The organism is Variovorax brevis (genome assembly GCF_030317105.1).
In the GTDB taxonomy this organism is placed as follows: domain Bacteria; phylum Pseudomonadota; class Gammaproteobacteria; order Burkholderiales; family Burkholderiaceae_C; genus Variovorax; species Variovorax brevis.
The window spans coordinates 178,791-203,553 of record NZ_JASZYG010000009.1 but is presented as its reverse complement, the minus strand read 5'-3'; the positions used below and the strand labels follow the sequence as shown (position 1 = coordinate 203,553).

Below are 24,763 nucleotides of genomic sequence, written 5' to 3'. Positions count from 1 at the left end.
TCAAGCACATGCGCAGCTTTACCCTTTCCGATTTCGATTTTCATTTGCCGCCCGACCTGGTGGCACAACATCCCGCCTCCGAACGCAGCGCCTCGCGCCTGCTCGATGGCACCGGCGAAACGCCCGTCGACCGGATCTTCAACACCCTCCCCTCTCTCTTGCGCGCCGGCGACCTGCTGGTGTTCAACGACACGCAGGTCGTGAAGGCGCGCCTGTTCGGCGAAAAGCCGACGGGCGGCAAGCTCGAGTTGCTGGTCGAACGCGTGCTCCAGGGCCAGGAGGTCGTCGCGCACATGAAGGTCAGCAAGAAGCCGCCCGTTGGCACGACGCTGGCCATGGTGGGCGGATTTCGCGCGACCCTGCTGGGCCGCTGGCCTGATGAAGACGGCGCGCTGTTCCGCTTCAGCTTTGAAAGCGATGCAGGCGAAGACCCCTACGCGCTGATGGCGCGCTGCGGCCACGTGCCGCTGCCGCCCTACATCACGCACGCTGATTCGCAGGATGACGAGCGTCGCTACCAGACCGTGTTCGCGCGGGTGCCCGGCGCCGTCGCCGCGCCCACGGCGGCACTGCACTTCGACGAAGCCCTGCTCGCCGAACTGGACGCGCGTGGCGTACAGCGCGCGAACGTCACATTGCACGTGGGCGCGGGCACGTTCCAGCCGGTGAAAACCGACAACATCGCCGAGCACACCATGCACGCCGAGCGCTACGACGTGCCGCCCGCCACGCAACAAGCCATTGCGGATTGCAAGGCGCGAGGCGGCCGCGTGGTCGCCGTGGGCACGACCACAGTGCGCACGCTCGAATCGTGGGCGCAAAGCGGCGAGAGCACGGGCGACACGCGCATCTTCATCACGCCGGGCTTTGCCTTCCAGCACGTCGACCTGCTGGTCACCAACTTCCATTTGCCCAAGAGCACGCTGATGATGCTGGTCAGCGCCTTCGCGGGCTACGAACACATCATGGCGCTGTACGCGCACGCCATCGCCCACGAATACCGCTTCTTCAGTTACGGCGATGCCATGCTTCTGGCACGCAAGAAAAACGCATCATGCTGAACTTCAACCTCCTCGCCACCGACCCCGACAGCCACGCGCGCCGCGGCACGCTCACGCTCAACCACGGCGTGGTGCAGACACCCATCTTCATGCCCGTGGGCACCTATGGCACCGTCAAGGGCGTGATGCCGCGCAGCCTGGAAGAGATGGGCGCGCAGATCATTTTGGGCAACACCTTCCACCTGTGGATGCGGCCGGGCCTGGACGTGATGGCGAGCTTCGGCGGGCTGCACCAGTTCGAGAAGTGGGACAAGCCGATCCTCACCGACTCCGGCGGATTCCAGGTGTGGTCGCTGGGTGCGATGCGCAAGATCAGCGAAGAAGGCGTGAAGTTCGCGTCGCCCGTCAACGGCGACAAGCTCTTCCTCACGCCCGAGATATCGATGCAGATCCAGACGATCCTCAACAGCGACATCGTCATGCAGTTCGACGAATGCACGCCGTACGACACCAAGGGCCACATCACGACCGAGCGCGAGGCGCGCACATCGATGGAACTGAGCCTGCGCTGGGCCAAGCGTTGCCAGGCCGAGTTCGCGCGCCTTGAAAACCCCAACGCGTTGTTCGGCATCGTTCAGGGCGGCATGTTCGAGAACCTGCGCGAAGAATCACTGGCGCAACTCGTGGAACTGGACTTCCCCGGCTACGCCATCGGCGGCGTGAGCGTGGGCGAGCCCAAGGACGAGATGAACCGGATCATGGCGCACACGCCGCACCGCCTGCCGGCCAACAAGCCGCGCTACCTGATGGGCGTGGGCACGCCGGAAGACCTGGTGCAGGGCGTTGCCGATGGCGTGGACATGTTCGACTGCGTGATGCCTACGCGCAATGCGCGCAACGGCACGCTCTTCACGCGCTACGGCGACCTGAAGATGCGCAATGCGCGCCACAAGAGCGACCCGCAACCGATCGACGCAAGCTGCACCTGCCACGCCTGCGCCGGCTCATCAGGTGTGTCGTGGGAAGACGGGGGGCGCGATGGTTTCTCGCGCGCTTACCTGCATCACCTCGATCGATGCGGCGAGATGCTGGGGCCGATGCTCACGACCGTGCACAACCTGCACTACTACCTGAACCTGATGCGCGAGATTCGCGAATCGCTGGATGCGGGCCAGTTCACGGCGTTTCGCGCAAAGTTCAGGGCGGAGCGCGCACGCGGCGTCTGACCCGAGCGCTGCCATGCGGGGCCGCACACCCAAGCGCATGCGGCCAGTGTTTTCGACATGCAGGCTTGCCGCGGCGTGACGGATACTTCGCCCCATGAACACAGCAAGGCCGGTCTTCGCCCCGCCCCGATGAATCAGCGCCCCGGTACCGATTCGAAGTACGCCAGCGCCCAAGGCCCGGTGAACCGCCGCACGGCCTTGCGCGAAGCGCGGCCCGAGCAGGGGATCAACGCACGCGTGCAGCAACAAGTGCAAGTCGCACAGGCGCGCCAATGGCTTGGCGCACCGTTGTCGCAGCAGCTCGGCGCGGCGCATGTCGGCAACAGGGGCAAGCGACCCGTCGGCGTGCACCATGCGGTGCTGGCGCTGGCGCCGATCGTCGGTTTGGCGGGTGCGTGGATGGGCTGGCAACAGGCCAGCATGGTCGCGCTTGCGGCCGGCGGTGCGTTGCTGGTGGGCAGCGTCGCGGCGACGGCATGGGCGCTTCGCGCGCGGCGCCGCGACCGGCCCGATGCACCGGGCGCATCGGCGGGCGCCGTGTTCGACGCCGATGTCCTGGCCCGCATCGACAAGCTGCTCAACACACTGGCACCCCTGCTGCCCCCTGCCACGCTCGAACGCCTCGCCAGCCTGAAAGGCACGCTGGTCCGCATGACGCCGCTGATGGCCAGGACGCCGGTGAACGAACACTTCACGCTCGACGACCGCCTCTACGTCGTGGAATGCGTCAGCCGATACCTGCCCGATTCGCTGCAGGGCTGGCTGCAGGTCCCCGCGCATCTACGGGATGTGCCCCCGGAAGGCGGCGGCGATTCGCCGCAAGCCCTGCTCGACGCTCAGCTCGACTTGCTGCAAGCGGCCTTGCGGGAACGCGAGCACAAGCTCGGTCGCGCAGCGGCGGAATCGCTGCAGCGCCAGCAGCGCTTCCTGGAAGCCAAGCACCCGCAACGCTGAGAGGCGCCGCGCCGGCCGACCGGGCAGACGCGGCCCGAATCAGTCTTCGTCGGCGAGCGCGGCCCTGCCCATCGACGGCAGGCCGCCCGAGCGGTCCATGAGGTCGGCCTCATGCTTGTCGCGCACGGTCTTGGCGACCGTGAAAGTGCTGCTCACCAGGAACAGCCAGCTCACTGCCATGAAGGCCTTCTGCCATTCGCCGATGTTCATGCGCCACAGGCCCCAGGCCGTGAGACACACCGCGGCGCCAAAGGCGAACCACACGGTCATGAGCCAGGAGCTGGTGTCGACCTGGCCGTCGCGGTTGTCGCGGATGGTCTTGGCCACCGAGAAGCTGGTGAACAGGCAGAAGAAGAAGCCGATCGCCAGGAAGGCACGATCGAGTTCCTGGCCGGGCAGCAGAAGCACGCCTATGGCGCTGGCCACCAGTGCGAGCGCAAAGGACGTCCAGACCTGCATGCGCCATCCATTGGTGTCGCGCTGCATCACGAATCGGGGGGACGTGGACATGAAAGGTTCTCCTCGTTGAATCTCTGGATGAAGAAAGGAAGCCTGGCCGCTCACAGCGCGACCGGGCCGGCCAAGGCGTTGCGCGTGGCTTCGCGTGCCTTCTGTGCGCGCACACGGTCGACGTATTGCCCGGACCGCGCCAACTGCTCGGCCATGATCTTGTTGTTCTGGCCCATCACGTCGATGGCCTTGGCGCGGAAGCTGTCCATCGCGTCCATGGCCTTGTAGGTCTGGTCGAACATCTCGCGGATCTTGTCGATGCCCAGCATCGGGTCCTGCGCAAACTGCGCGGTCTTGTCGACGTGGTGGTTCAGTTGCCGCCCGGTCTCGGCGATGAGGCTCTCGATGCTGCTGTTCACGCCTTGCAGCATTTCCATGACCTTGACCTGGTTGCCGGTGGCGCGCGCCACGGTCTGCGCCACGGCCAGCGCGCTCATGCCGGTGGTGGCGACGCGGCTGCAGCCGTTCATCATTTCGCGGCCGGTCTTCTTGAGCACGTCGAGCGCCAGGTAGCCGTTGGTGCAAACAGCCTGCTGGGTGAGCATGTCGGTGAGGTTCTGGCGCGCGTAGAAAAGCACTTCCTGGCGCAGCGCCTGCGCCCGCTGCGGATCGGTGGCCTGCAGGCTGTCGACCTTGGCGGCGATCTTGCCGTCCAGCGCCTCGGCAAAGCGGATGGCGCCGGCGAGCTTCTGCATCGCCTCCCATAGCTTGGCCCGCACGGCCTCGATCTCGACGACGTCGCGCTGCATGTCGTCGCGCGCGCCGTAGAGTTGCTGCATGCTCTTTTGCAACTGGCCGCCGGCGCTCTCGAACTTGCGGAAATAAGCCTGCAGCCGGTTGCCGAAAGGTATGAGGCCCAGCAGCTTCTGCGGCTGCAGCAGGTCGCCTTCCTTGCCGGGGTTGAGCGTGTCCAGGTGGCCGCGCATTTCCTGGATGGCCTTGAACGCCGCCGTGTCTTCCACGCCGACGAAGTTGCGCTGCATGAAGCGTCCCTGCATCAGGCTCGATGCGATGGAGATTTCTTCCCGCCCGAGCGCAAAGGCGCTGTCGAGCTTGGCCTTGAAGGCGTCGCTCTGCACATCTTCGTTCAGCAGTGCCTCCACAAAGCGCTCAACCTGCGAATCGACGGCCGCCTGCAACTCAGGCTGCAAGGGGACGGCCTTGTGGGCGGCAGACTCCGACAGCGGCTTCAGCACCTCGGGTGGCGAGAGCGTGAAGCCTTCGGTGGCGACGGGGTCGGGGGACGGACTTTGCATTTCCTCTTCTCCTCAAGTGGCCGGGCGCAATTGTTGCGAAGTGTAAGTTGGGTCGGTTCCGACAACGGGAGCTTTGGCGCCGCCCGTCGCGGCGGTGCCACAGCCGTGGCAGAAGCGGGAAAACGCGCTCTTGCGTGTGTTGCAGTTCCCGCAGTGGTCGAACAGGCCGATGCCGCAGTGCGGGCAGAAGTCGATGCCGGTGTCCTTCAGGTCCACCGGACGCTCGCAGCCCGGACACACGCCCTTGCCCAGACGAGCCAGCGCGGTGTCGTAGCTCAGCTCCTCGCGGCGCACCTGGTCGGGTTGCTGCTCCGCCAGCTTCTGGCGCGCGAGGTAGCGGTTGAGCGCCAGGATCGCGTAGCGCCCCACCAGCACTGTGACGACGATGCCCACCACGTAGCGCACATAGCCGCCGTAGCTCGGCAGGTAGGGCACCAGCTCGACGAAAAACGCGAAGAGCGCAAAGAAGATGAAGCCCCACACAAAGGGCCAATACGTGCCCTTGCGCTTCTTCACAAAGAGCCAGCCGGCAATGGCGAGCAGCGGCAGGGTCAACGCCAGCCGATAGCCGAACACGCGCAGTTCAACCCGGCGCGCCTCGGCTTCCATCTTTTCGTGCGCAGCGCGCTCCAGCACCTCCAGTTGCTCGCGCGCACGCGCCTCGCCCTGCCGCGCGTCGAGCGCCACCTGGCGTTGCGCCTGCACCTTTTGCTGGGCTTCGTCCTCCCTGGATTTCAACGCATCCAGCGCCTTGGTGCGCGCGATGAGTTCGGCGTCCTGGTCGGGTTGCTGCGTGGCGTGCCGCGTGGCGAGCCAGTTGGAGAACGTCTCGCGGGCGTTGCGGTTGGCTTGCCTTGCGGCTTCGAGCTTGAGTTGCGCCTGCTCCAGTTCGCGCCGCGCGCCCTCCTCCGCGGCTTCGGCCTTGCGAACCGTGTCGCGCAGCGGATCGGCAGCGGCGCGGTCGATGAAGTCGTCCAGCTCCAGCGTGTGCTCGACGCGCGGCAGGTCGCCCACCACCGTACTGCCCAGCCCGATGAGAAAGCTCGCGAACACCAACGCCACGACCCAGAGGCCACGACGAAACCATTTTTCGGAGAGGCGCAGTGATTTGCTCATGACAAGCCTTTTTTCAATCGCGAAACAGGTCTTCGCGCGTGTAGGGATGCTCGATGCCGGCCAGTCGCACGGCCATGCTTTCCAGCGCGTCCTGTGTCGGCGCCGGGTGACCGGGCGTTTGATAGGAAAGCGGCAACAGCAGGCTCAGCGCGACGAGCGTGCCGCGCAGGACAGGATGCGGCATGCGGTGCTGCACCACGAGAAAGGTGCCGGCCACGACCGTGCCCAGCACAAAGCCCGTCACGACCTCCGAGGCGGAGTGCGCATACAGGGCCAGGCGCGACACACCGATCACCGCGGCAAGCAGCCATCCGGCCAGCGCCAGCGTCATGCGAATGCGGTGGCCCATGCGCGATGCGACGAGCCACAGCGCCACCGGCCACACGCTGGTCGAGATGGCGGTGTGGCCGCTGATGCCGGTGAAGTTCCAGCGCGCGCTGCCGATGCCCCACCCCAGGAACGCGAGCTTGGTCGCCAGGATCAACACGCTGGCCGAGCCAAACAGCGCGACCCAAAGCGCCGCGGTCGGCCAGGTCTTGCGCGACGACGCCAGCCAAAGCGCGATCAGAAGCGCGGCCGGGAGCAACAGGCCGCTGTCACCCAGCCAGGTGAGCGTGCGCCAGAAGTCGTCCGGCACAGCGAGGATAAGCGCCCAGATGAGGTCGCGAAAGCTCATTCGGCAACCTCCGCACTGCGTGCTGAGGTATTCGCCTTGGGAACGGCCCTGCGGCTCATGCGCTCAGCAGCTCTCCGACTCGCCGGCGCAGCAGTTCAGGCTGCGCATCGGCCTGCGGCAAGGCGCCGCCGACGTGCAGGCCGACGCGCGAGAACATCCCGCGCCGGAAGGGCCGCACCATGGCCACGTTTTCGCCCTTGCGCACTTCGACGCGGCTGAAGAAGGAGCCCCACAGGTTCGTGAGCGCCATCGGCACCACCGGCACGACCAAGCCCTCGGCATGGGCCCGGTCCAGGATCTTCTTGACTCCGCCCTTGAAAGGCTGAAGCGTTCCGTCCTTGGTGATGCCACCCTCCGGAAAAATGGCCAGCAAGTCACCCTCGCGCAGGACCTGGGCCGCCTGTTCGAAGGCGCGCTCGTACGCCGCCGCGTCTTCCTTTTGCGGCGCAATCGGAATCGCCTTGACCATCTTGAACAGCCAGCCCAGCACCGGCACCCGGAAGATGCGGTGGTCCATCAGGAAACGAATCGGCCTGGGGCTTGCCGCCATCATCAACACCGCATCGACAAAGCTCACGTGGTTGCACACCAGCAAGGCCGCGCCTTCAGTCGGAATGTGGTCTCCGCCGCGCACCTCGAAGCGGTACACCAGTCGTGACAGCACCCACGAGACGAAGCGCAGCAGGTATTCCGGCACCAGCATGAAGATGTAGAAGGCCACCACGGCATTCGCAATGCCGGTGATCAGGAAGATCTGCGGGATCGAGAACCCCGCCTTCAGCAGCAGCCCCGCGATCACCGAACTGCCGATCATGAACAGGGCGTTCAGGATGTTGTTGGCCGCGATGATGCGTGCCCGGTGCGTCGGCTGGCTGCGCAACTGGATCAGCGCGTACATCGGCACGCTGTACACGCCCGCAAAGAGCGAGAGCAGTCCCAGGTCGGCCATCACGCGCCAATGCGCGGGCTGCGCAAGAAAGGTGCCCAGCCCCATCTGCGCGACGACCGGCAGGCCGCGCGAGGCAAAGTAGAGGTCGATGGCAAACACGCTCATGCCGATGGCGCCCAGCGGCACGAGGCCGATGTCCACCATGCGCCGGCTGAGCGACTCGCACAGCAGCGAACCGATGCCGATGCCCACCGAGAACACCACGAGCAGGAGCGACGCCACCTGCTCGTCGCCATGGAGCACTTCCTTGGCAAAGCTGGGAAACTGGCTCAGGAACACGGCGCCGAAGAACCACATCCACGAAATGCCGAGCAGCGAACGGAAGACGACGACGTTCTGGTGCGCCAGCTTCAGGTTGCGCCACGTCTCGCTGATCGGGTTCCAGTTGATCGTCAGGCCGGGGTCGGTGGCCGGCGCCGCCGGAATGGCCTGCGCCACGCCGCGTCCGACCAGCGCCAGCAGCACGCAGCCGATGGCGACGGTTGCGTGCCCGATGTTCGGCAGCGCGACAAGCAAGCCACCTGCGACCTGACCGAGCAGGATCGCCACGAAAGTGCCCATTTCCACCATGCCGTTGCCGCCAGTGAGTTCATGCTGGTCGAGCACCTGCGGCAGCAGGGCGAACTTGACCGGGCCAAAGAGCGTGGAGTGCAGGCCCATCAAGAATACGCAGCCCAGCAGCACCGCCGCGTCCGCCCGCACGAAGCCCCAGGCCGCGATCAGCATGATCACGATCTCCAGGTTCTTGACGAAGCGGATCATCTTCGTCTTGTCGAACTTGTCCGTCAGTTGCCCGGCGGTGGCCGAGAAGAGCAGAAAGGGCAGGATGAAGAGCGCACCGATTGCCAAGCCCGCCATCGCCGGCGCCATCCACGACACCCGCAGCTGGTAGGTCACCATGACGGTGAAGGCGAACTTGAAGAGGTTGTCGTTCGCCGCGCCGGCAAACTGGGTCCAGAAAAAGGGCGCGAAACGCCGCTGGCCGAGCAAGGCGAACTGATTGGCATGGGCCGCCGGCCCGACTTCGAGACTTGTTGCGTTGGAGTTTTGCATTGACATCCGGGAAGTGCTCAGGGGGACCGTCCGGGCCAGGGGCCCGTGGCAGCCAGCGCAATTTGTATCAGACCGTTACGTGAGCGCTTCGAGGATTGTGCAGCAGCGCGCTGCGGCCGATGCCTTGAACGGCCTGCAGCACCGGAAGCGCCGCCAGCGCTGCCGCCAGGTGCTTGAGCGTGTGCCCGGAGATCAGATTGCGGGTCGCCTCGAACAGCAGGCCGTCAGACAGCTCGAACAGCTTGGCAATGGCGTAGAAGAAGATGGTCCAGCCCAGGCGCAGGCCCAAGGCGCGCCCGGCGTGGCCGACAGGCCGCGTCAGCGCCATGCCGGTCACCAGCGCCATGCCGCCCACCTCCACGACCACCCAGGGGGTGGTGTTGCCGGTCTCGTAATAGATGGCCACCGCCAGCAGCCCCGCGGCCAGCGCGAACCACGCGGCCGGCCATCCGGCCCGCGGGCTCACCCGTTCGCAAACCGCCATGCCGATGATCCCGGCGAAGGCCACCGCCATGCCGGCGCGGTCAGCTGCCAGCCGAAGGGCGTCGGGCTGCAGGTGATAGAAGACCGACCCCGCCGCGATCAGGATGAGCCCGGCAAAGAACAGCCATGCGCAGTCGAGCGCATTGATGGGCAGCTCGTCTGCCGCGTGCAGCGCGGCGCCGGCGGCCACCCGGTCGTGCAGGCGTTCCAGCGCGCGCAGCCACCGAAGCCCGATGACGCCGATGACCAGGAAGGGCAGATTGCTCAAGACATTCAGCGCGTGCGGCAGGCCCGCCCACGGCCGCACGTCGGCAAAGAAAGTGCCACCCGCCACGCTGCCCGGAATGGCGGGCGCAAACGCGGCGAAAAGCGTCAGCAGCGCCAGCGCGCCGGCAAGGCAAAGCTCGCGGCGGTCGAGTTGGCGGGGCGGGCGGGAGAGGGGCGAAGGGTTCACAGGGCGACTCCTTGTGTGCAGGCGTCGCAATGTAGGACGCCGAGCCGCCGCAGGCATCAACAATCAATACGAGGCAGTTTTCCAAGACCACCGGTATTATTTGGCTATACCGGACTTCGATATGAGCACCACCGTCGACCTCGTCCATGCCCTGAAAACCGAGCTCAAGAACGCCCGCATGACGTACGCGGACCTCGCGAAATCACTGGACATGGCCGAGTCCAGCGTCAAGCGCATGCTGGCCAAGGGCGACATGCCGCTGACCCGCGTCGACGCCATCTGCCGTGCGTTGAAGATCGACTTTGCCGAGCTGGCCCGGCGCATCGCCGATGCGCAGCCGCTCCTGAAGGAACTCACGCAGGAGCAGGAGCGTGCCGTCGTCAAGGACAAGAAGCTGCTGCTGGCCGCGATTTGCGTGCTCAGCCAGTGGACGCTGGAGCAGATCACCGCCGCCTACCGCATCTCGGAAGCGGAATGCATTGGCTGCTTCGCGCAGCTCGACCGCATCGGGATCATCGAATTGCGGCCTCTCAACCGCTACCGGCTCAAGCTGGCGAAGACCTTCCGCTGGCGACCCAACGGCCCGGTGATGGAGTTCTTCCGGGAGAACGTGGTGCTGGACTACTTCCGGGGCGGTTTTGACGGGCCGGCTGAAGGCTTGCTGCTGGTGCACGGCAACATCAGCCGCTCACTCGCGCCGGCCTTCCTGGAGCGCCTGCAGCGCGTAGCGCAGGATTTCGCCCAGCAGCATCAGGCCGACCAGAAAATGGCCGCCCGCGACCGCGAAAGCTTCACCTTGCTGCTGGGCATGCGCAGCTGGGAGTTCGAGGCTTTCGCGCAAATCCGCCGCGTGGACACGACGCCGGGGGGGCATCCCAAGACGGCCCGAACGGGCCCCGGCTAACTGCCCACGAAGGTCAGTCGCCCACAAAAACCGTGAGCACGCCGGTGTAGCCGTACAGGTGATGCCGCGCGACTTCGCCGCCGGCGTAGAAGCCGACCAGGGGCACGTCGCCCAAGGCGTGGCGCACGATCTGCATTTCCGCACCCGGCGCACCGAAATGCGAGCCGCCGCGGCCGTTGCAGCTGATGTAAACGGCCCCTGCGATGCGCCGCGCCGGATGGGGGCTCGCATCGGCCTCGCCCGCCGCCATGGCGCTGGCGACTTCCAGCGTCTGCTCTTCCGGCTCCAGTTCCTCCCGGATCTCGGCGCAGATGCGCATCAGGTCGGCACGAGCCGCCTGCGGATTGCGCCGGCAAAAAGTCATCCGCATGCCGACTTCGGCTTGGTCGGTGATGGCCACGCCACGGCTGCCGGGATCGAGGCCGATGATGGGGCGAACCAGGACATCCGGACCCAGGTCCCCCGTTCGCCGCACACCGTCGGTGCCGGGCACGGCAAGGCCGACCAGCGTGCCGCGCACCGTGTCGATGACCTCCTGCGGATGATCCAGCGACACCTTCAGGTCCGCCAGCAACACATCGAGCGCAGGCTCGCCATCCAGCCGCAGCAGCAGGTTGCCATCGGCTTCGGTGATCTCGCGCTCGCGCGACACCGGCTGGCAGCCTTGCGTGACGCGTGAGACCAGCCGTACGCCCTCGCCGAAGAGCACGCCCGACAACCCGCCCGAAAACACGCCACCCGCCGCCCCGTGGCCGGGAATGTTGCCGTTGCCCCCGACGGCGAACTGCACCAGCGTCCCGCGTCCGGACGACAGGCCGCCGAAGAGGTATTGCGTTTCGGTGCGCCCCGCCAGGTCGGCGATGAGGTCGGGCAAGTCATGGGTGGCCGGATCGGCATGCACGAGCGCGGTGTGCGCAAGAAAGTTCTGGTTCGGGCCGTTGGCATAGGGCGCATCCAGATTGCCCACGGGTGCCACGCCGGAGAACACGCGGTACTGGTCGCTCGGCACGTCGCACAGCATGACGGACATGGCGGGCTCATCAAAATATTCGGCGTTGTTGGCCGCGATGCCCACGCCCACGGTGCCGGCCCAGTCGGTGACTTCAGGCAACTCGGCACTCAGGAAATCCAGGATCTCCTGGGCATCCGCCGCGTACAGGTCGGTGATGTAGAGCAGGCCCAGCGTCGGCGACGGGGCGTAGTCGTGCAGGTTGATTTGTGCACGCAGTTGCGCCAGCACAAGGCCAGCCGCCATTCGCCATTGCGGATGGGTGGCGTGACCTGAGGGGAAAAGCTTCATGTGGCTTCAGTGCCGACAAACGGGGCGGTCCGGAAACGCCGCCCTCACCACCCCGATTACAGCACTAAGCAGTGCCCTTGGGAGTCTGGGCGGCAGACGCTGCTCATGCCACCCAGGCGCCTGGCTAGCGCTTGCGGGCGGGCCTGGCGGCGCGCTTTCGCGTAGCGCTCGCCTTTTTCGCGGCGGGCGCCTTCTTCCTGGCGGGTGCAGCCTTCTTCGCGGCTTTCGGCGTGAGCGCCGTGGGCATCTTGAGATTGGCGGCCTCGGACAGCGCGGAGCCGGCAATTTCCTGGAACTGCTGGGTCAGTGCGCCCCACCATTGCATCGGGTCGACCACGCCGCCGCCCTTGTCGCCGCCCTTGGCAGTAGACGCGCTGTCATTGCCGGCCTGGGCCTCGTCTTCAGCCTCGTCTTCTTCCTCAGTCTCCTCGACTTCGGGCTCGGGCTCGGGCTGCGCGAACCTCGATCTCGGCTTTTCCTTTTCCTTTTCGGGTTCCGGCTTGGCCTCGGCGGTCTTGGCCGAAGCCCCGGTCGCTGCGCTGGTGAAGACGTTGGCCAGGTCCTCCATGCGCAAGTTCATGCCGCGCAGGGTGGAGAGCGTCATCTTTTGCACTTCGAGTGCCTGGATGGTGGCCTTGAGCGCGTACAGGTTCTGCTCGAGCCAGAACTGCACCGTCTTGAGTTCCTTGATGCGCTTGTCGACCTCTTCAACACTCAGGGTGGGCGCGATCCAGTTCGAGACGCCTGGAATGTTCGGGATGCCCGACAGACCGGGAATCGACGGCTTGCCGGTGGCGGGATCGTTGCCACTTCCCGCCGCGAGATTCTTCAGGAAGTCGAATCCGGGTACGAACTGGCTGAAGGAAAAAGGCTGCTTCTCGCTCATTGATAGTCTCCCATGCGGGTGTTGTTTTGGCCCACGCAGCTTATACCCCGCCTGAAGCCAGTTTGGTCAGTGCTTGTGCTGATGCTCGGCGGCCGCCGGTGCGGCATCAGGCGTCGCGCCCTCGGGCATGCCCACGGGGACGTTGAGCTGGAGCGAACTCCTGGCGCCGCTCGCATCCTCGAAGCTGAGCGTCATGGGAACGGTCGCGCCCTTGGCCAAGGGCTGCTTCAGGTCCATGAGCATGAGGTGGTAGCCCCCGGGCTTGAGTTCCACCGCCTGGCGGGCCGGCAGTTCGAGCCCGCCCTTGACCTCGCGCATGCGCATGGTGTCGCCTTCCATCTTCATTTCGTGAACCTCGGCGACACCGGCGGCCGGCGTGGCCACGCCCACCAGTCGGGCGCCCGAAGGCGCGTTGAGCTTCATGAAGGCCCCCGTTCCGCTCTGGCCGGGCACCGCGGGCCGCACCCACGCGTCGCGCACATCGACGGCAGCCACGCCGCGGGCCAGCACGTCCAGCCGCGCGGCGGGGAACTCCAGCTTCTGGGTCGAGTTGGCCACCGGCAATTGCGCCCAGTCGGCGCTGCCTGCATCGCAGGTCTGGAGCACCTTGAACCACAGCGTGCCGGGCTTGTCCGTGAGCTTGCCGCGCACGATGAATTCCGTGGCCTCCTTGCTGGGCAAGGCGGACTGCGGTGAATCGGCTTTCCAGCTCAGCTCGCCGGGCGTGGCGCTCAAGGTCCACCCGCTGCGCGGCGTGTGCTTGATGACGGTGAAGCCTTCCGGCACCTTCACCGTGATGCCGGTGGTGGCAGTCGCGTCCTTGCAGGCGTGGCCGACGCGAAAGGCCGCGTCGTATTCGCTGCCCGCCGCCGCGCCGCCGGCCGGCAGGGTGACGTGGGCCGACGCTGGCGCGCCAACAAGGGCCGCGCAAACGGCGGCAAGGGATGCGATGGCTGGGAATCGGCTCATGAAGTTCTCTCCAGTTTTCAAAGGTCGAAGCGAAGTTCGGCCATGTAGGTGCGTTGCGGGTACGGGTGGAAGTTCCAGTACTGCTCGTTGTTGGCGTTGTCGATGCCGAAGGCGGCCGACCACTGCTTGTTGATCTGATAGCGCGCGCGCAAGTCGACCACGAAATATTTGCTGGCGCCGAAATAGGCGTCGCCGTTGACGTCGCTATTGTCCAGTTGCGAGTACTGCTGGCCGCTGTAGCGCGCAGCCACGGTCAGCGCCCAGTGTGCATCCGGCCGGTAAGTGGCGTACACGGTCGAACGCCAGTCGGGCACGCGGGGTTGCCACTTGCCCACGCTCGCCGGAAAGGCGGCGTTCGCAACGATCCTCGAGTGGGCATAGGTCAGGCTGGCGCCCAGGTCCAGGCCCTTCATCCACACGTCCTGGCCGGTGTAGGCCAGCTCGAAGCCTGTGGTGCGCACCTTGTCGATGTTCTGCACGCGCGAGATGGTCGTGTTGGGAATCAACTGGCTGTAGAGCGCGTCCTGCGTGGTTTCGCCAAACACCGTGGCGCGCGCCAGGCCATTTCCCAGGTCCTTTTCGGCCGTGAGCTCGCCCGTCCACGACTTCTCCGGCTGGAGGTTCGGATCGTTGATGAAGGAAAGCGCAGGACCCGACGTCGCGCCATACAGCTCGCCCACGGTGGGGTAGCGGACCGCCCGACCCAGCGATCCCTTCAGCACGGTGTCCGCGGTCAACTGGTAAGCCAGTGCCGCCTTGGGCGAGAGGTCCGACTCGGTGCGCTTGGGGTAGGCCAGACTGTTGTTGGGCACGGCGCTGAAGCCATCCGATGCGCTCCAGTCTTCGTAGCGAAGGCCCAGCACCGCTTTCCATTTCGGCGCGAAGGACCACGCGTCCTGCGCCCATGCGTTGAGGGTTTGCGTGCGTCCGCCGACGTCGCTGACGAGTGAGCCCGACGAGGCGCCATCGAGCCAACTGCCGGCCACACTGGTTTTCAGGATGGTCAGCTTGTACGCATCGCGCCCGATGCCGAAGTCGACGATGTGCGTGCCGCCCACGCCCTGCGGCCGCCAGGTACCTCTGGCGGCCAGGGTGTTCCAGCCGGTGCCGTCCTGGTCTTGCAGCGTGCCGGCGCCACCGGTGGCCGCCTCCGGCAGAGATACCGTCGGCACCCGTTGCTGGTCCTTCGCGTAGTCATACAGGCTGGCGGCGACTTCCCAGTCCCACTCGCCCTGCGTATTGCTCTTGACCGAGAGGCCGTGCATGTAGTGCGTCTGGCTGTCGTTGCTGAGCGGAAACGCCGTGGGCGACAGGTTGTAGGTGCGCCCCGCAATGTTGATGGGGCCGCTGTAGACCGGTTGCCCGGCAGCGTTGCTCAAGTAGCTTGCAGGGCGCCCTTCCGAAGTGTTCTGCCAGACGCCAAGGGTGTACGCCGCCCGCACGGTGGGCGAAAAGTCATAAGCCAGCTTGAGCTTCGCGTGGTCCTGCACCGTGTGGTACTGCGTGCCCGTGCCCAGGATGTACCACGGCGTGTTGGTGGTGTTGAGCCCCGGCACATAGCCTGTCACGGGCACGCCCGCGCTGCCCGGCGTGCCCGATGCAACGGTGGCCGTCGTGAAGGTCAGTGGCTGCCCCTGGCTGTTGGTGTGGTTGAGGTCGATCCACCACGACCAGTCACCGCTCTTGCTGCCCAGCGACGCACTGGTCTGCCAGCTGTTGAAGGTCTGCTTCGTGTTGTACAAGTCAAAGGGCTGCGACGAATAGCCTGCCCCGACGTGCGCTTCGAGTTGCGTCGGCATGCGCGTCACGTAGTCCACCACGGCGCCGGCCGAATTGCCGGGGTACGCGGCGGAGAAAGGCCCGTACATGACGTCGACACGATCGATTTCCTCCGGCGTCACCATGCCCCAGCGCGGCGCGTAGTTGGTGCCGTTGGCGATGCCGTTGCCCAGGTAGTTCGACAGCAGGATGCCGTCGGCGTACACCGCCGAGCGCGCGCTGTTGCCAGTGCCCGACGCCCGCGTCGACAGGATGGCGTGGTTGTAGTCGCCGATGTAGCGCTTGCGAACCAACAGGCTCGGCAGGTACTTGAGCGCGTCCTCGCTGTCCGTGGCGTTGATGCGCGTCTCGATGTCCTCGCGCGTGACGCCTTCGATGGTCGTCGGAATCTGCGTGGGCAACGACGTTGGCCGCCCGCCGCTGACGGTCACGACGCCGAGCGCCTTGGTGCGCTCCGGGGTTTCGGCAGCCGCGACGACAGTGTCCTGCTGCGGGTTGTCTTGCGCCGATGCCGGCAATGCCGCCCATGGAAATGCTGCGCCGAGCGCAAGCGAAAGAATGCTCTTGTTCACTTTGTTACCTCTCCCCGGCGCCTCTTGGGACGCTGTTCTGATTCAAGAAAGGGCCGCGGCACCGCTGCCCGATCAGGGGCGCGGCGCGCTACGGGGCCGGATTCAGATCAGGAAAGAGAGGGCGGCCCGCGCGCCGGCAAGGGCGCAGCGGTCGCGGCGGCAAGACGCGCCGCGGGAATCGACTGGAGCACGCGCCCCAGCGGGAGAGGAAGATCGAACGTTCCCGCATCGGCGCGCGGTGGCGGGGCCCCCGTCAGCACGCACAGCGGGCAGTCCACATGGCTCGCGCCCAGTTCGCGCGCGCCGTCGTCGCCCTTGACGATGACCTTGACGGCACCGGCGCTGGAGCAAACGAGTTCCATGGCTTGCGGATGCACGACAGGCGCCGCAACCGCCACACCCAGCGACAGCACGAACCACAGCAGCACGAGGCGGCCGAGTTGGTGGAGTTGTCGAAAGGCATTCATGGGAAGTCGAAATTATGCGCCAGCGCTCACATGGATAGACAATAACGCGACAAACTTCACGAATTCACACATGTCCATATTTCACCTTGCCTTTCATGTGCGCGACCTGGACGTGGCGCGCGGCTTCTACGGCAACGTGCTCGGATGCGCCGAAGGTCGCAGCACCGACACGTGGGTGGACTTCGATTTTTTCGGCCACCAGATCTCGCTGCACCTGGGCGAGCCCTTCACCACCACCCTGACCGGCAAGGTCGGCAATGTCATGGTGCCCATGCCGCACTTCGGCCTCGCCTTGCAACTGGATGAATGGCAAGCGCTCGCCGAGCGCCTGCAAGCCGCGGGAACGCAATTCGTGTTGCCGCCGCAGTCCCGCTTCGTGGGCCAGCCGGGCGAGCAATGGACGATGTTCTTTTGCGATCCTTTCGGCAACCCGCTCGAAATCAAGGGATTCAAGTCGCTCGACACCGTCTACGCGACATGAAGCACGCCACCGCTTGCGCAACGGTATTGCTGGCGTTGGCCTTCAACGCCGGCAGCGCGCACGCGGCGGCACAACTGGATTGCGACATCGATGGCAAGGCGGTGAATCCCGTCGACGCCAAAAGCCTGGCGGACAAGAGCGGCGTCATGCGCTGCAAGGACCGCGACACCGGCAAGCTGGCGAGCGAATCGACCCTTGACGACGGGCATGAAGTCGGCCTGATCCGAAACTTTCATCCCGACGGCAGCTTGCGCCGCGTGTCCTTCCGCGACGAATCGGGTGCGGACCGCGCAGTCGCCGAATTCACCCCGCGCGGACAACTCTCGCTGCTCCGCTGTGCCGACAAGCCGCTGCTCGCGCCCGTGGTGGACGACGCCAGGCTGTGCGGCTTCGGCAAGACGACTTCCACGGTCGAACTGTTCGACATCAACGGATTGCTGCGCTCGCGCATCACCTGGCTGAACGGCAAGCGCCTGCGCTCGGAGAGCCTGTACGACAACGGCAAGGTCGCGACGCAGGAGGAGTTCAACGGCAAGCGGCGCGTGGAGCGGCGCTTTTCGTCCGAAGGCATCAAGCGACTCGAAGTGGTTTTCGCCGTGCTCGACCGCGGCGGGGTGGTGAAGCAGCGCGAAGAGGAGTTCTCTGAAAAAGGCATCCTCGTGCGCGACCAGCAATGGGACGACGCCGGCGAACCGCTGCGCGACGACAGCTACTCCGTCGACGGCAAGCCGCGCAGCAAGGTCAGCTACAGCGGCCGGGGCGACTCACGCGTGGCCGACGTAACGGAATTCCACGACAACGGGCAGCGTGCCGCGCAAGGACGCTTTCTGGCGCCAGCCCGCGCACCGCTGCTGCCCATCGGCATTCACCGCCGCTTCAACGACAAGGGCACGCTGGTGACCGAGTCCACCTACGACGCCAAAGGCCAGGCCACGCGCGAGCGCACGTTTGACGACAGTGGCGCGCAGGTTCACGACCAAGCGGTGGCGCCCGATGGCACGCGCAAGGCCGGCGCGCAGTGACGCGCAGCGGCCCATTCGCGATCAGTCCAGCTTGATGCCGGCGGCCTTGATGATCGGGCCCCAGCGCTGGGCTTCGGCAATCGCCATGGCGCGGAACTGCTCGGGCGAACCGGGCGTCGCTTCCATGCCGAAGTCCGCAAACCGCTTCTGGACGGCGGGCACGCCGAAGGACTTGTTCAGCTCGACGTTGAGCCGGTTGACGATGGGCGCAGGCAGCCCGGCAGGGCCAACCACGCCCTGGAAGGCGAACACCTCGCTGTTGGGTACGCCCATTTCGGCCAGCGTCGGCACGTTGGGCAAGAGCTTCGAGCGCTGACCCGTGCCGATGGCGAGCACCCGCACCTTGCCCGATTGCATGATCGAGAGGCCCGAGGCCAGGTCCAGGAACATGCACGGCACCTGGCCGCCCATCACGTCGGCCATGGCGGGCGCCGCGCCGCGATAGGGGATGTGCGTGATGAAGGTGCCCGTGCGGTTCTTGAACATCTCCATCGCCAGGTGGTGCGGCGAGCCGTTGCCCGGCGATGCGTAGTTGACCTTGCCGGGATTGGCCTTGACGTAGGCCAGGAAGGCCTTGAAGTCTTGCGCCGGAAAGTCGGGGTGCACCACCAGCGCCAGCGGAAACTTGCCGATCGCGCCGATGTAGCTGAAGTCCTTCTGCGGGTTGAAGGGCAGCTTGGTGAACAGGAATTCGTTGAACGCCAGCAAGGCGTTGTCGGCCGACATCAGCGTGTAGCCGTCCGGCTTGGACCTGGCCACGATTTCCGAGCCGATGTTGGTGGACGCACCGGGCCGGTTGTCCACGACGATCTGCTGGCCCAGCGGCTGGCGCATGGCTTCGGCCAGCGTGCGCGCAATCACGTCGGTGCCGCCGCCGGCCGGATAGGGAACGACCCACTTGATCACCTGGTCGGGGTAGTTCTGCGCGCGTGCCCATGGCGCGGCGAGCGTGGCGCCAGTGGCCGCGAGGCCGGCGATGAGTTGTCTGCGATCCATCAAGGGAGTCTCCTGATATTTATCGAACGAGGGAATGCGGAAGATGGCGCCGGTCAGGCATCTGCGGACAGCGATGGTATCGGGAGTCCGTCGAGCGCCTGCGCCAGCGCAGCGTTGCATCGGGCTTCGTCGCCCACCTGCTCGAACAGGAGCAGTGCAAGGCGTGCAAGAAAGAGCGATTCGCGCTGCGGCCCCGCTTCGGTGATGGCGCGTGCGCACTCCGCGTACACGCGGTCGCGGGCGTCGGTGGGCAGTGCAGTCATGCGGTCTCCTTGACTTGGGCGAGGACTGGAAGGGCGGCGGCGGTGGCCAAGGCCTGTGCCAATGCGCCGGGCGCGGGGGCGCGCCAGCGCGCTGCCACATGGCCGTCGGGGCGCAGCAGATAGACGGCGCCTTGCTGCGCGCCGAGCGCCGCGAAGGCGTCGTGCTGCTCGGGTCGCATGTGCAGTTCGCGCAGCACCACCGGCAGCCCCAGCGCCTGTGCGCGCGCCACGTCGGCGGCGCAGGCTTGCATCGATTCGCTTTGCGCATCGGACGCATCCGCCGTGCGAAAGGCCAGCACGGTGAACGTCGGGCCAATCAGGTCGGTCAGGTGAAGATCGCCGTCCAGTGCCTGCTCGGGCATGGCTTCGCCGGGAAGCGGGCCAGTGGGCAACGCGTCGCTTTCGAAGGACAGCGCTGAACCGGCGTACTGCACCGCCTGCGTCTGCCGCGGATTGATGAGGTTGGCGATGCCCCGATGAGCGCCCGACAGCGAGAGCGCTGCCTCGCGCAACAGGTCGAATCCGCGCGAGGGCGGCGACATGAATTCGGTGCTGCGCATCGCGCTTTCTGCGTTGATGTGAAAGGCGGCAATGCGCTCCTGCGAATAGCTGTCGAGCAGCGACGCATCTGACACGCCGCGCGCCACCAGCGCCAGCTTCCACGCCAGGTTGTCCGCGTCGTCGAAGCCGGAATTGAGGCCGCGCACGCCGAAGATGGGCATTGCATGCGCCGCGTTGCCGGCAAAGAGAATGCGTCCGCCCTTGCCGTGGCGATAGCTGTCCAGCGTCATCGCGCCGGCGCGGTAGACCGAGGTCCACACCGTCTTCCACGGCAGGTGTCCCTCGCCGATGGCTTCGAGGTGCCGGGTGACGAAGGCGCGCACATTCTCCGGCTGCAGGGCGGTCCCGGTGTCCTGGCCCGCGCGCAATTGATAGTCGATGCGCCAGATGTCGTCGGGCTGCCGATGCATCAGCACTGTCGAGCCCGGATTCCACGGCGGATCGAACCACGCGCGCCGCTCGGTCGGATGCGAGCTGTGCAGCTCGATGTCGATGATGACGTAGCGCCCCTCGTAGCCCGTGCCTTCGAGGTTGAGTCCCAATTGCTTGCGCACGAGGCTTTGACCGCCGTCGCACGCGACCATCCATGCGGCATGCAGTGCGTAGGCGCCCAGCGCGTTGCGGGCATGCAGGGTGAGGCCGGCGTCCTCCTGCGTGAATTCGGTGAGCTCGGTGCCCCAGCGCACATCGATGAGTCCGGGCGTCGCGACGTTGCGCCTGAAGATCTCGTCCAGCAAATATTGCTCGATGTAGTACTGCTCGAGGTTGATCATGGGCGGCAGCTTCTGGCGCTCGTCGTGCGGCATCTCGAAGCGGAACACTTCCTGCGTCTTGTAGAAGCTGCGCCCGCCCGTCCACGGCAGGCCCTTGTTCAGAAAGTCCGGCAACGCGCCCAGGCGTTCGACGATTTCCAGGCTGCGGCGCGACACGCAGGCGGCACGACTACCGACGCACACCGTGTCGTCGGCTTCGAGGATGACGCTGCGCACGCCGTGGTTGGCCAGACCCAGGGCGGTGGCCATGCCCACGGGTCCGCCGCCGACGATCACCACCGGATGGCGACCGGGTTCCATCCCGCCCTCCAGCGGCGGCAGCCACGTCGCGAAGCGCGTGTAGTGGAAGGCCCCCACCGATGGCGGGAGTGCCTGGTCCGCCAACGGCGGAAGGGGTCCGCTGGCGGCGTCGCCTGCGCGGGCGGTGGGCGTTGAAAGGGTTGCGGCGGATGTCATGCGAAGGGATTGTCCGGATGGCACACCATCGCGGTTGTCGTAACTTCGTACGAAGCACAAACCCTATGCGTCGCTGGCGTCTTCACCCTCCTCCCGGCCACGTCGCCTCATCCGTCGTGAGCGGCGTGCTGGAGGGGGTGGGCACGCCACACCTGGCGGCGAGCTACCTAGCCGCCATGCACCGGGTACTGCCCGTCACCTTCTGCACGGTGTTTGCTGTGGCGGGCGACGGCCGCATCGAAACCGTGTCCGCCGCGAGCAGCTACGGCACCACGGCCGAACGCACCGCCGAACGCTATGTGGCGCAGCGATTCGACCTGGCCGACGCCAACATGGTGTGGCTCGCGGGTCGCACACCGCCCAAGCGACCGCAACTGTGGATGGCGCATCAGCGTGGGGAAGACGTGGTGGATCCTGCATATCGCGCGGCTTGCTATGGTGACGTTGGCATTCGCGAGCGGGCGTCAGTGCTGTTGCTGTTGCCCACGGGGCAGCGCGCTGCGGTGAGTTTTTATCGCAGCCTGGCGCAACCGGAATTCGGTGCGGGGGATTTCGGGTCCATCGAGGCGCATGCGGAGTTGCTGGCCGGTGCCACCGCAGCGCACGGGCGAAGCGCTGCGGTGGCACAGGAATCCGCGCTGCCCGTATTGGCCTCGCGACTGCTGGCGCTGAGCCTGCGCGAGCGTGAGGTGATTGCGCAGTTGCTCAAGGGGCGCACGGCGAAGGAAGCGGCGCGCGAGTTGGGCATCGAATTGACGACGGTGCGTACACATCAATACCGGGCGTTCCGGCGGTTGGGGATACGGACGCAGAAGGAGTTGTTGCGCGGGGCGGCTTTGCCCTGACCGCAGCACACTGCGCTCGGCTCATCGCTGCGTCATCGACAGCGCGTGACTGCAGTGCAACTCGAAAATCCGGCTCATCTCGTCCAGCACGGCGCGCTCGGCTTCGGTCGGCGCATTGTCTTTCTCGATTTGCGCGCGAACCTTGGTCCACGCGGGCGGCAGCGCGGAAGCCATGGTGCGGAACTGCTCGAGCGTTTCGCGCAGTCTGAATCCGCAGTCGGCGCAAAGCGCCTCCCACGAATGGCGGCCGACGGCGTCGAAGGTGTCTTCATCGCCGATGTACAGCGCAAGGCCAGAGTCACCGTATGCGCGAACGCACAGCAGGTCGTAGAAGGGCGCCACACGGAAACCTTGCCCGTCAATGAGGACCGACAGATTCTTGGCATGCGCGTCAGCGTTGCCGATGAGGTAGTTGAGCATGACCCAGCGCTGGAATTGCACCAGGTCGCTCCCGCGCACCTGAAGGTTTCTGAGCGCTTCGACCAAGCGCGGAATGCTGACCAGCCCGGCGCTTCGCTGGTACTTCCATGCACTGCCGTGGCCGAGCAATTGGCAGCCATCGATTTGGTGCAGGCTCACGATATTGCCCGCCACCACCCTTCGGTCATAGCGCTCCACGACGTAGGCCGCTTCGGGAACGCGCAACAACCACACGTCGGGCACCGGCAGCTTCAGCGCCCGAGCGAGCTTCATGCACGCGTATTCATTGATGGCGCTGGGCCGATAGCGTGCCTGGCGCGTGTCGGGTTTGAGAATATGCGTCGTTGGAGATGAACCCACGCTGTCACTCAGGCGCTGGGTCCTCGCGTCGAAGCGAAGCCCGATCTTGTCTTGCGCGCCGGCGAGGGACATGGTCGCGCTGGCGTTGGATACCAGCAGGGGCGTATGGTCGCGTTGTGCCAGACGCTCGCTCAGGGCCTCAGGCGCCAATGGGCGGTACTCTTGGGACTGCATGGGGCGCTGCGCCTCGCCAAGCAGGGACAACACACCCGGAAGTTCGGCGCCCAGTCGGCCCAGGATTTCGAAAGACGACGCCCCGTGCAGATGAATTGCCGCAACAACATCCTCGAGCGCCTCGCCTTCCGGCAACAGGTTCTCGAAGAAGCTGCGCACCAGATGCCCTGAAAAGCGATCAGCCTGCAAGGGGAACTGTGGCGCAAGAACGTAGCCGCCGGGTTGGTCCAGCCATTGAGCGTCGTACTCGAAGAAGAACCCGGTTTCGGCGTGTCCGAACCAGCCCATGGGACGGGCGTTCGCCCAAACACGCAAGCGAATCATCGTGAAGCAGCGGGCGGAAGGTCGGGCGCCGCTCTGTCATCAGAAGGGCTTTCGTGCCAGCCCGAAATGTCCATTGCCAAGCCGAGGCCGCGCGTCAATTGCACGAGCTTGCCCAAGGAGCATCGGCCCGGGTCGCTTTCTGCATCCCGGATGAAGGATGTACTGACATCGCAGATGGACGCTGCCAACGCGCGCGTCAGTCCTTGGCGCTTGCGCTCCGCCGCAAGGCGTTGCGCCAGATCTGGCAGGGTTTGTGGGGTGACTAGCATTTTTGACCTTGTCAGGTCATTCTAGTCACGGCGACTTGAAAAATGGCGCACCATTGCCCCTATGAGGTCAAAAAAATGGCTTTGCCTCAGTCATGGCTAGATTTTGCCCTCATAAGATCAAATATTCGTTGTGCCACCTTATAGGTCACATTTTTGACCTCACAGGGGCAAATAATCAGTCTTCGTCCGCGTGCTCCGCGCCCGGCACTGCCACTGTCGCCCGCCCCACCGCCTTCTTCGCCCCAGCCTCCACCACCTCCTGCTCAATCGCCCCAAACAGCGACTTCCCATCTACCCCCTTCATCTCGATCCGGATCGTGTCCCCGAACTTCATGAATTCCGTGGCCGGCTGCCCCTCCTGGATCGTCTCGATGCAGCGCTTCTCGGCGATGCAGCTGTAGCCCTTGGGCCACTCCGTGCTGCCGTCCTTCTTCTCGACGCCCTTGTTGCTCACGGTACCGCTGCCCACGATGCTGCCGGCGCGCACGTTGCGCGTCTTCGCGATGTGCGCGACGAGCTGGCCGAAGTGAAAGGTCATCTCCGGCCCCGCTTCGCACATGCCGACCTTGCGGCCGTTCCACGTGCTTTGCAGCGTGAGGTGCACGCGCCCCTTCTGCCACGCCTCGCCGATTTCATCCAGCGTGACGGCGACCGGGCTGAACGCCGTCGCCGGTTTGCTCTGGAAAAAGCCGAAACCCTTGGCCAGCTCGGCCGGGATCAGGTTGCGCAGACTCACGTCGTTGGCCAGCATCACCAGGCGAATGCCCTCCAGCGCCTGCTCGGGCGTGCTGCCCATGCGCACGTCGCCGGTGATGACGGCGATCTCGGCTTCGAAGTCGATGCCGAAGGCCTCGTTGGCCACGACGATCGGGTCGCACGGGCCGATGAAATCGTCGCTGCCGCCCTGGTACATCAAGGGGTCGGTGTAGAAAGTCTGCGGCACTTCGGCGTTGTGCGCCTTGCGCACCAGTTCGACATGGTTGAGGTAGGCCGAGCCGTCGGCCCACTGGTAGGCGCGCGGCAGCGGCGCCATGCATTGGGCGGGGTCGAAGGGGAAGGCGTGGCGCGCGCGGCCCTGGTTGAGCGCGTTGTACAGGTCTTGCAGCTGCGGGCTCATGAAGCCCCAGTCGTCCAGCACCTGCTGCAGGCGCGAAGCGATGCCGGTGGCGTAGTGGGCAAGCGAAAGGTCGCGCGAGACGACGACCAGCTGGCCGTCGCGCGAGCCGTCCTTGTAGGTGGCAAGTTTCATGTTTGTGGCCAAAGT

The 24,763-nt window shown here is 65.8% G+C and carries 23 protein-coding genes; 7 read left to right on the top strand and 16 right to left on the bottom strand.

Going from position 1 to position 24,763, the window contains the following annotated elements; all coding sequences use genetic code 11:
• The first annotated feature begins 8 nt into the window (after window positions 1-8).
• The 3 genes from queA (at window position 9) to QTI66_RS26705 (ending at window position 3,181) form a co-directional block, all read left to right on the top strand.
• Window positions 9-1,061: a tRNA preQ1(34) S-adenosylmethionine ribosyltransferase-isomerase QueA gene (gene queA, locus QTI66_RS26715; protein WP_286563177.1), complete on the top strand. Its 1,053-nt coding sequence runs from the start codon at window positions 9-11 to the stop codon at window positions 1,059-1,061.
• Complete coding sequence (gene tgt, locus QTI66_RS26710; protein ID WP_286563176.1) at window positions 1,055-2,227, top strand: tRNA guanosine(34) transglycosylase Tgt; 1,173 nt, start codon at window positions 1,055-1,057, stop codon at window positions 2,225-2,227. Before queA ends, tgt begins: the two co-directional genes overlap by 7 nt.
• A 129-nt stretch (window positions 2,228-2,356) precedes the next feature.
• Window positions 2,357-3,181, top strand: coding sequence for a hypothetical protein (locus tag QTI66_RS26705; RefSeq protein ID WP_286563175.1), 825 nt, complete (start codon window positions 2,357-2,359; stop codon window positions 3,179-3,181).
• Window positions 3,182-3,220: 39 nt separating this feature from the next.
• Here the strand turns inward: QTI66_RS26705 and QTI66_RS26700 are convergent, their stop codons facing one another.
• The 6 genes from QTI66_RS26700 to QTI66_RS26675 all read right to left on the bottom strand — a co-directional run bounded on the left by QTI66_RS26700 (window position 3,221) and on the right by QTI66_RS26675 (window position 9,678).
• Window positions 3,221-3,691 (bottom strand): YiaA/YiaB family inner membrane protein, encoded by a 471-nt coding sequence (locus QTI66_RS26700; protein ID WP_286563174.1) that lies wholly within the window; start codon window positions 3,689-3,691, stop codon window positions 3,221-3,223.
• A 50-nt stretch (window positions 3,692-3,741) separates the two neighbouring features.
• Window positions 3,742-4,947, bottom strand: a complete 1,206-nt coding sequence (locus QTI66_RS26695) for a toxic anion resistance protein (RefSeq protein ID WP_286563173.1) — start codon at window positions 4,945-4,947, stop codon at window positions 3,742-3,744.
• Between the two features lie 12 nt (window positions 4,948-4,959).
• Window positions 4,960-6,063, bottom strand: a complete 1,104-nt coding sequence (locus QTI66_RS26690) for a serine endopeptidase (RefSeq protein WP_286563172.1) — start codon at window positions 6,061-6,063, stop codon at window positions 4,960-4,962.
• A gap of 13 nt (window positions 6,064-6,076) precedes the next feature.
• Complete coding sequence (locus tag QTI66_RS26685) at window positions 6,077-6,739, bottom strand: phosphatase PAP2 family protein (protein ID WP_286563171.1); 663 nt, start codon at window positions 6,737-6,739, stop codon at window positions 6,077-6,079.
• 55 nt (window positions 6,740-6,794) lie between these two features.
• Entirely contained in the window at window positions 6,795-8,741 is a 1,947-nt protein-coding gene (locus tag QTI66_RS26680; RefSeq protein ID WP_286563170.1) for an MFS transporter, read from the bottom strand.
• A gap of 67 nt (window positions 8,742-8,808) precedes the next feature.
• Window positions 8,809-9,678 (bottom strand): hypothetical protein, encoded by an 870-nt coding sequence (locus QTI66_RS26675; protein ID WP_286563168.1) that lies wholly within the window; start codon window positions 9,676-9,678, stop codon window positions 8,809-8,811.
• Between the two features lie 121 nt (window positions 9,679-9,799).
• On the opposite strand from QTI66_RS26675, the gene QTI66_RS26670 reads away from it, so the two are divergent.
• Entirely contained in the window at window positions 9,800-10,582 is a 783-nt protein-coding gene (locus tag QTI66_RS26670; protein ID WP_286563167.1) for a helix-turn-helix domain-containing protein, read from the top strand.
• Window positions 10,583-10,595: 13 nt separating this feature from the next.
• Here QTI66_RS26670 and QTI66_RS26665 read toward each other — a convergent pair whose 3' ends face one another.
• The 5 genes from QTI66_RS26665 to QTI66_RS26640 form a co-directional block, all read right to left on the bottom strand.
• A complete protein-coding gene (locus tag QTI66_RS26665) occupies window positions 10,596-11,882 on the bottom strand; it encodes an FIST signal transduction protein (protein WP_286563166.1) in 1,287 nt (428 codons plus the stop codon).
• 124 nt (window positions 11,883-12,006) lie between these two features.
• Complete coding sequence (locus QTI66_RS26660; protein WP_286563165.1) at window positions 12,007-12,768, bottom strand: PhaM family polyhydroxyalkanoate granule multifunctional regulatory protein; 762 nt, start codon at window positions 12,766-12,768, stop codon at window positions 12,007-12,009.
• A 66-nt stretch (window positions 12,769-12,834) separates the two neighbouring features.
• Window positions 12,835-13,737: a copper chaperone PCu(A)C domain-containing protein gene (locus QTI66_RS39620; protein ID WP_353506223.1), complete on the bottom strand. Its 903-nt coding sequence runs from the start codon at window positions 13,735-13,737 to the stop codon at window positions 12,835-12,837.
• 17 nt (window positions 13,738-13,754) lie between these two features.
• On the bottom strand, window positions 13,755-16,088 hold the full coding sequence (locus QTI66_RS26645) for a TonB-dependent receptor (protein ID WP_286563163.1): 2,334 nt from the start codon (window positions 16,086-16,088) through the stop codon (window positions 13,755-13,757).
• 107 nt (window positions 16,089-16,195) lie between these two features.
• Window positions 16,196-16,555 (bottom strand): DUF2946 family protein, encoded by a 360-nt coding sequence (locus tag QTI66_RS26640; RefSeq protein ID WP_286563162.1) that lies wholly within the window; start codon window positions 16,553-16,555, stop codon window positions 16,196-16,198.
• Window positions 16,556-16,625: 70 nt separating this feature from the next.
• Here QTI66_RS26640 and QTI66_RS26635 point away from each other — a divergent pair, with 70 nt between their 5' ends.
• Together QTI66_RS26635 and QTI66_RS26630 are read left to right on the top strand one after the other, a co-directional pair.
• Window positions 16,626-17,036 carry a VOC family protein gene (locus QTI66_RS26635; RefSeq protein ID WP_286563160.1) on the top strand — a complete coding sequence of 137 codons (411 nt, stop codon included), beginning with the start codon at window positions 16,626-16,628 and terminating at the stop codon, window positions 17,034-17,036.
• Window positions 17,033-18,058, top strand: a complete 1,026-nt coding sequence (locus QTI66_RS26630; protein ID WP_286563159.1) for a toxin-antitoxin system YwqK family antitoxin — start codon at window positions 17,033-17,035, stop codon at window positions 18,056-18,058. Before QTI66_RS26635 ends, QTI66_RS26630 begins: the two co-directional genes overlap by 4 nt.
• A gap of 21 nt (window positions 18,059-18,079) precedes the next feature.
• Here the strand turns inward: QTI66_RS26630 and QTI66_RS26625 are convergent, their stop codons facing one another.
• The 3 genes from QTI66_RS26625 to QTI66_RS26615 are packed head-to-tail and all read right to left on the bottom strand — an operon-like array spanning window position 18,080 to window position 21,107.
• The gene (locus QTI66_RS26625) at window positions 18,080-19,054 is read right to left on the bottom strand and encodes a Bug family tripartite tricarboxylate transporter substrate binding protein (RefSeq protein ID WP_286563158.1); all 975 of its coding nucleotides are present in this window, start codon (window positions 19,052-19,054) and stop codon (window positions 18,080-18,082) included.
• Between the two features lie 53 nt (window positions 19,055-19,107).
• On the bottom strand, window positions 19,108-19,317 hold the full coding sequence (locus QTI66_RS26620; protein ID WP_286563157.1) for a hypothetical protein: 210 nt from the start codon (window positions 19,315-19,317) through the stop codon (window positions 19,108-19,110).
• On the bottom strand, window positions 19,314-21,107 hold the full coding sequence (locus QTI66_RS26615; protein WP_286563156.1) for an FAD-dependent monooxygenase: 1,794 nt from the start codon (window positions 21,105-21,107) through the stop codon (window positions 19,314-19,316). The genes QTI66_RS26620 and QTI66_RS26615 overlap by 4 nt, the downstream gene beginning before the upstream one ends.
• Before the next feature lie 65 nt (window positions 21,108-21,172).
• Here QTI66_RS26615 and QTI66_RS26610 point away from each other — a divergent pair, with 65 nt between their 5' ends.
• Entirely contained in the window at window positions 21,173-21,952 is a 780-nt protein-coding gene (locus QTI66_RS26610) for a helix-turn-helix transcriptional regulator (RefSeq protein WP_286563155.1), read from the top strand.
• Between the two features lie 21 nt (window positions 21,953-21,973).
• Here the strand turns inward: QTI66_RS26610 and QTI66_RS26605 are convergent, their stop codons facing one another.
• Both QTI66_RS26605 and QTI66_RS26595 read right to left on the bottom strand, forming a co-directional pair.
• Window positions 21,974-23,230, bottom strand: coding sequence for a HipA domain-containing protein (locus QTI66_RS26605; RefSeq protein ID WP_286563153.1), 1,257 nt, complete (start codon window positions 23,228-23,230; stop codon window positions 21,974-21,976).
• Window positions 23,231-23,674: 444 nt separating this feature from the next.
• Window positions 23,675-24,748: a fumarylacetoacetate hydrolase family protein gene (locus QTI66_RS26595; protein WP_286563151.1), complete on the bottom strand. Its 1,074-nt coding sequence runs from the start codon at window positions 24,746-24,748 to the stop codon at window positions 23,675-23,677.
• Window positions 24,749-24,763 lie beyond the last annotated feature (15 nt).

Bases quoted from the DNA above. Each gene is read 5' to 3' on its own strand.
- QTI66_RS26700 (WP_286563174.1), bottom strand. From the start codon at position 3,691: ATGTCCACGTCCCCCCGATTCGTGATGCAGCGCGACACCAATGGATGG.
- QTI66_RS26695 (WP_286563173.1), bottom strand. From the start codon at position 4,947: ATGCAAAGTCCGTCCCCCGACCCCGTCGCCACCGAAGGCTTCACGCTC.
- tgt (WP_286563176.1), top strand. From the start codon at position 1,055: ATGCTGAACTTCAACCTCCTCGCCACCGACCCCGACAGCCACGCGCGC.
- QTI66_RS26595 (WP_286563151.1), bottom strand. From the start codon at position 24,748: ATGAAACTTGCCACCTACAAGGACGGCTCGCGCGACGGCCAGCTGGTC.
- queA (WP_286563177.1), top strand. From the start codon at position 9: ATGCGCAGCTTTACCCTTTCCGATTTCGATTTTCATTTGCCGCCCGAC.
- QTI66_RS26605 (WP_286563153.1), bottom strand. From the start codon at position 23,230: ATGATTCGCTTGCGTGTTTGGGCGAACGCCCGTCCCATGGGCTGGTTC.
- QTI66_RS26610 (WP_286563155.1), top strand. From the start codon at position 21,173: ATGCGTCGCTGGCGTCTTCACCCTCCTCCCGGCCACGTCGCCTCATCC.
- QTI66_RS26630 (WP_286563159.1), top strand. From the start codon at position 17,033: ATGAAGCACGCCACCGCTTGCGCAACGGTATTGCTGGCGTTGGCCTTC.
- QTI66_RS26690 (WP_286563172.1), bottom strand. From the start codon at position 6,063: ATGAGCAAATCACTGCGCCTCTCCGAAAAATGGTTTCGTCGTGGCCTC.
- QTI66_RS26670 (WP_286563167.1), top strand. From the start codon at position 9,800: ATGAGCACCACCGTCGACCTCGTCCATGCCCTGAAAACCGAGCTCAAG.
- QTI66_RS26625 (WP_286563158.1), bottom strand. From the start codon at position 19,054: ATGGATCGCAGACAACTCATCGCCGGCCTCGCGGCCACTGGCGCCACG.
- QTI66_RS26620 (WP_286563157.1), bottom strand. From the start codon at position 19,317: ATGACTGCACTGCCCACCGACGCCCGCGACCGCGTGTACGCGGAGTGC.
- QTI66_RS26705 (WP_286563175.1), top strand. From the start codon at position 2,357: ATGAATCAGCGCCCCGGTACCGATTCGAAGTACGCCAGCGCCCAAGGC.
- QTI66_RS39620 (WP_353506223.1), bottom strand. From the start codon at position 13,737: ATGAGCCGATTCCCAGCCATCGCATCCCTTGCCGCCGTTTGCGCGGCC.
- QTI66_RS26640 (WP_286563162.1), bottom strand. From the start codon at position 16,555: ATGAATGCCTTTCGACAACTCCACCAACTCGGCCGCCTCGTGCTGCTG.
- QTI66_RS26680 (WP_286563170.1), bottom strand. From the start codon at position 8,741: ATGCAAAACTCCAACGCAACAAGTCTCGAAGTCGGGCCGGCGGCCCAT.
- QTI66_RS26685 (WP_286563171.1), bottom strand. From the start codon at position 6,739: ATGAGCTTTCGCGACCTCATCTGGGCGCTTATCCTCGCTGTGCCGGAC.
- QTI66_RS26665 (WP_286563166.1), bottom strand. From the start codon at position 11,882: ATGAAGCTTTTCCCCTCAGGTCACGCCACCCATCCGCAATGGCGAATG.
- QTI66_RS26615 (WP_286563156.1), bottom strand. From the start codon at position 21,107: ATGACATCCGCCGCAACCCTTTCAACGCCCACCGCCCGCGCAGGCGAC.
- QTI66_RS26635 (WP_286563160.1), top strand. From the start codon at position 16,626: ATGTCCATATTTCACCTTGCCTTTCATGTGCGCGACCTGGACGTGGCG.
- QTI66_RS26660 (WP_286563165.1), bottom strand. From the start codon at position 12,768: ATGAGCGAGAAGCAGCCTTTTTCCTTCAGCCAGTTCGTACCCGGATTC.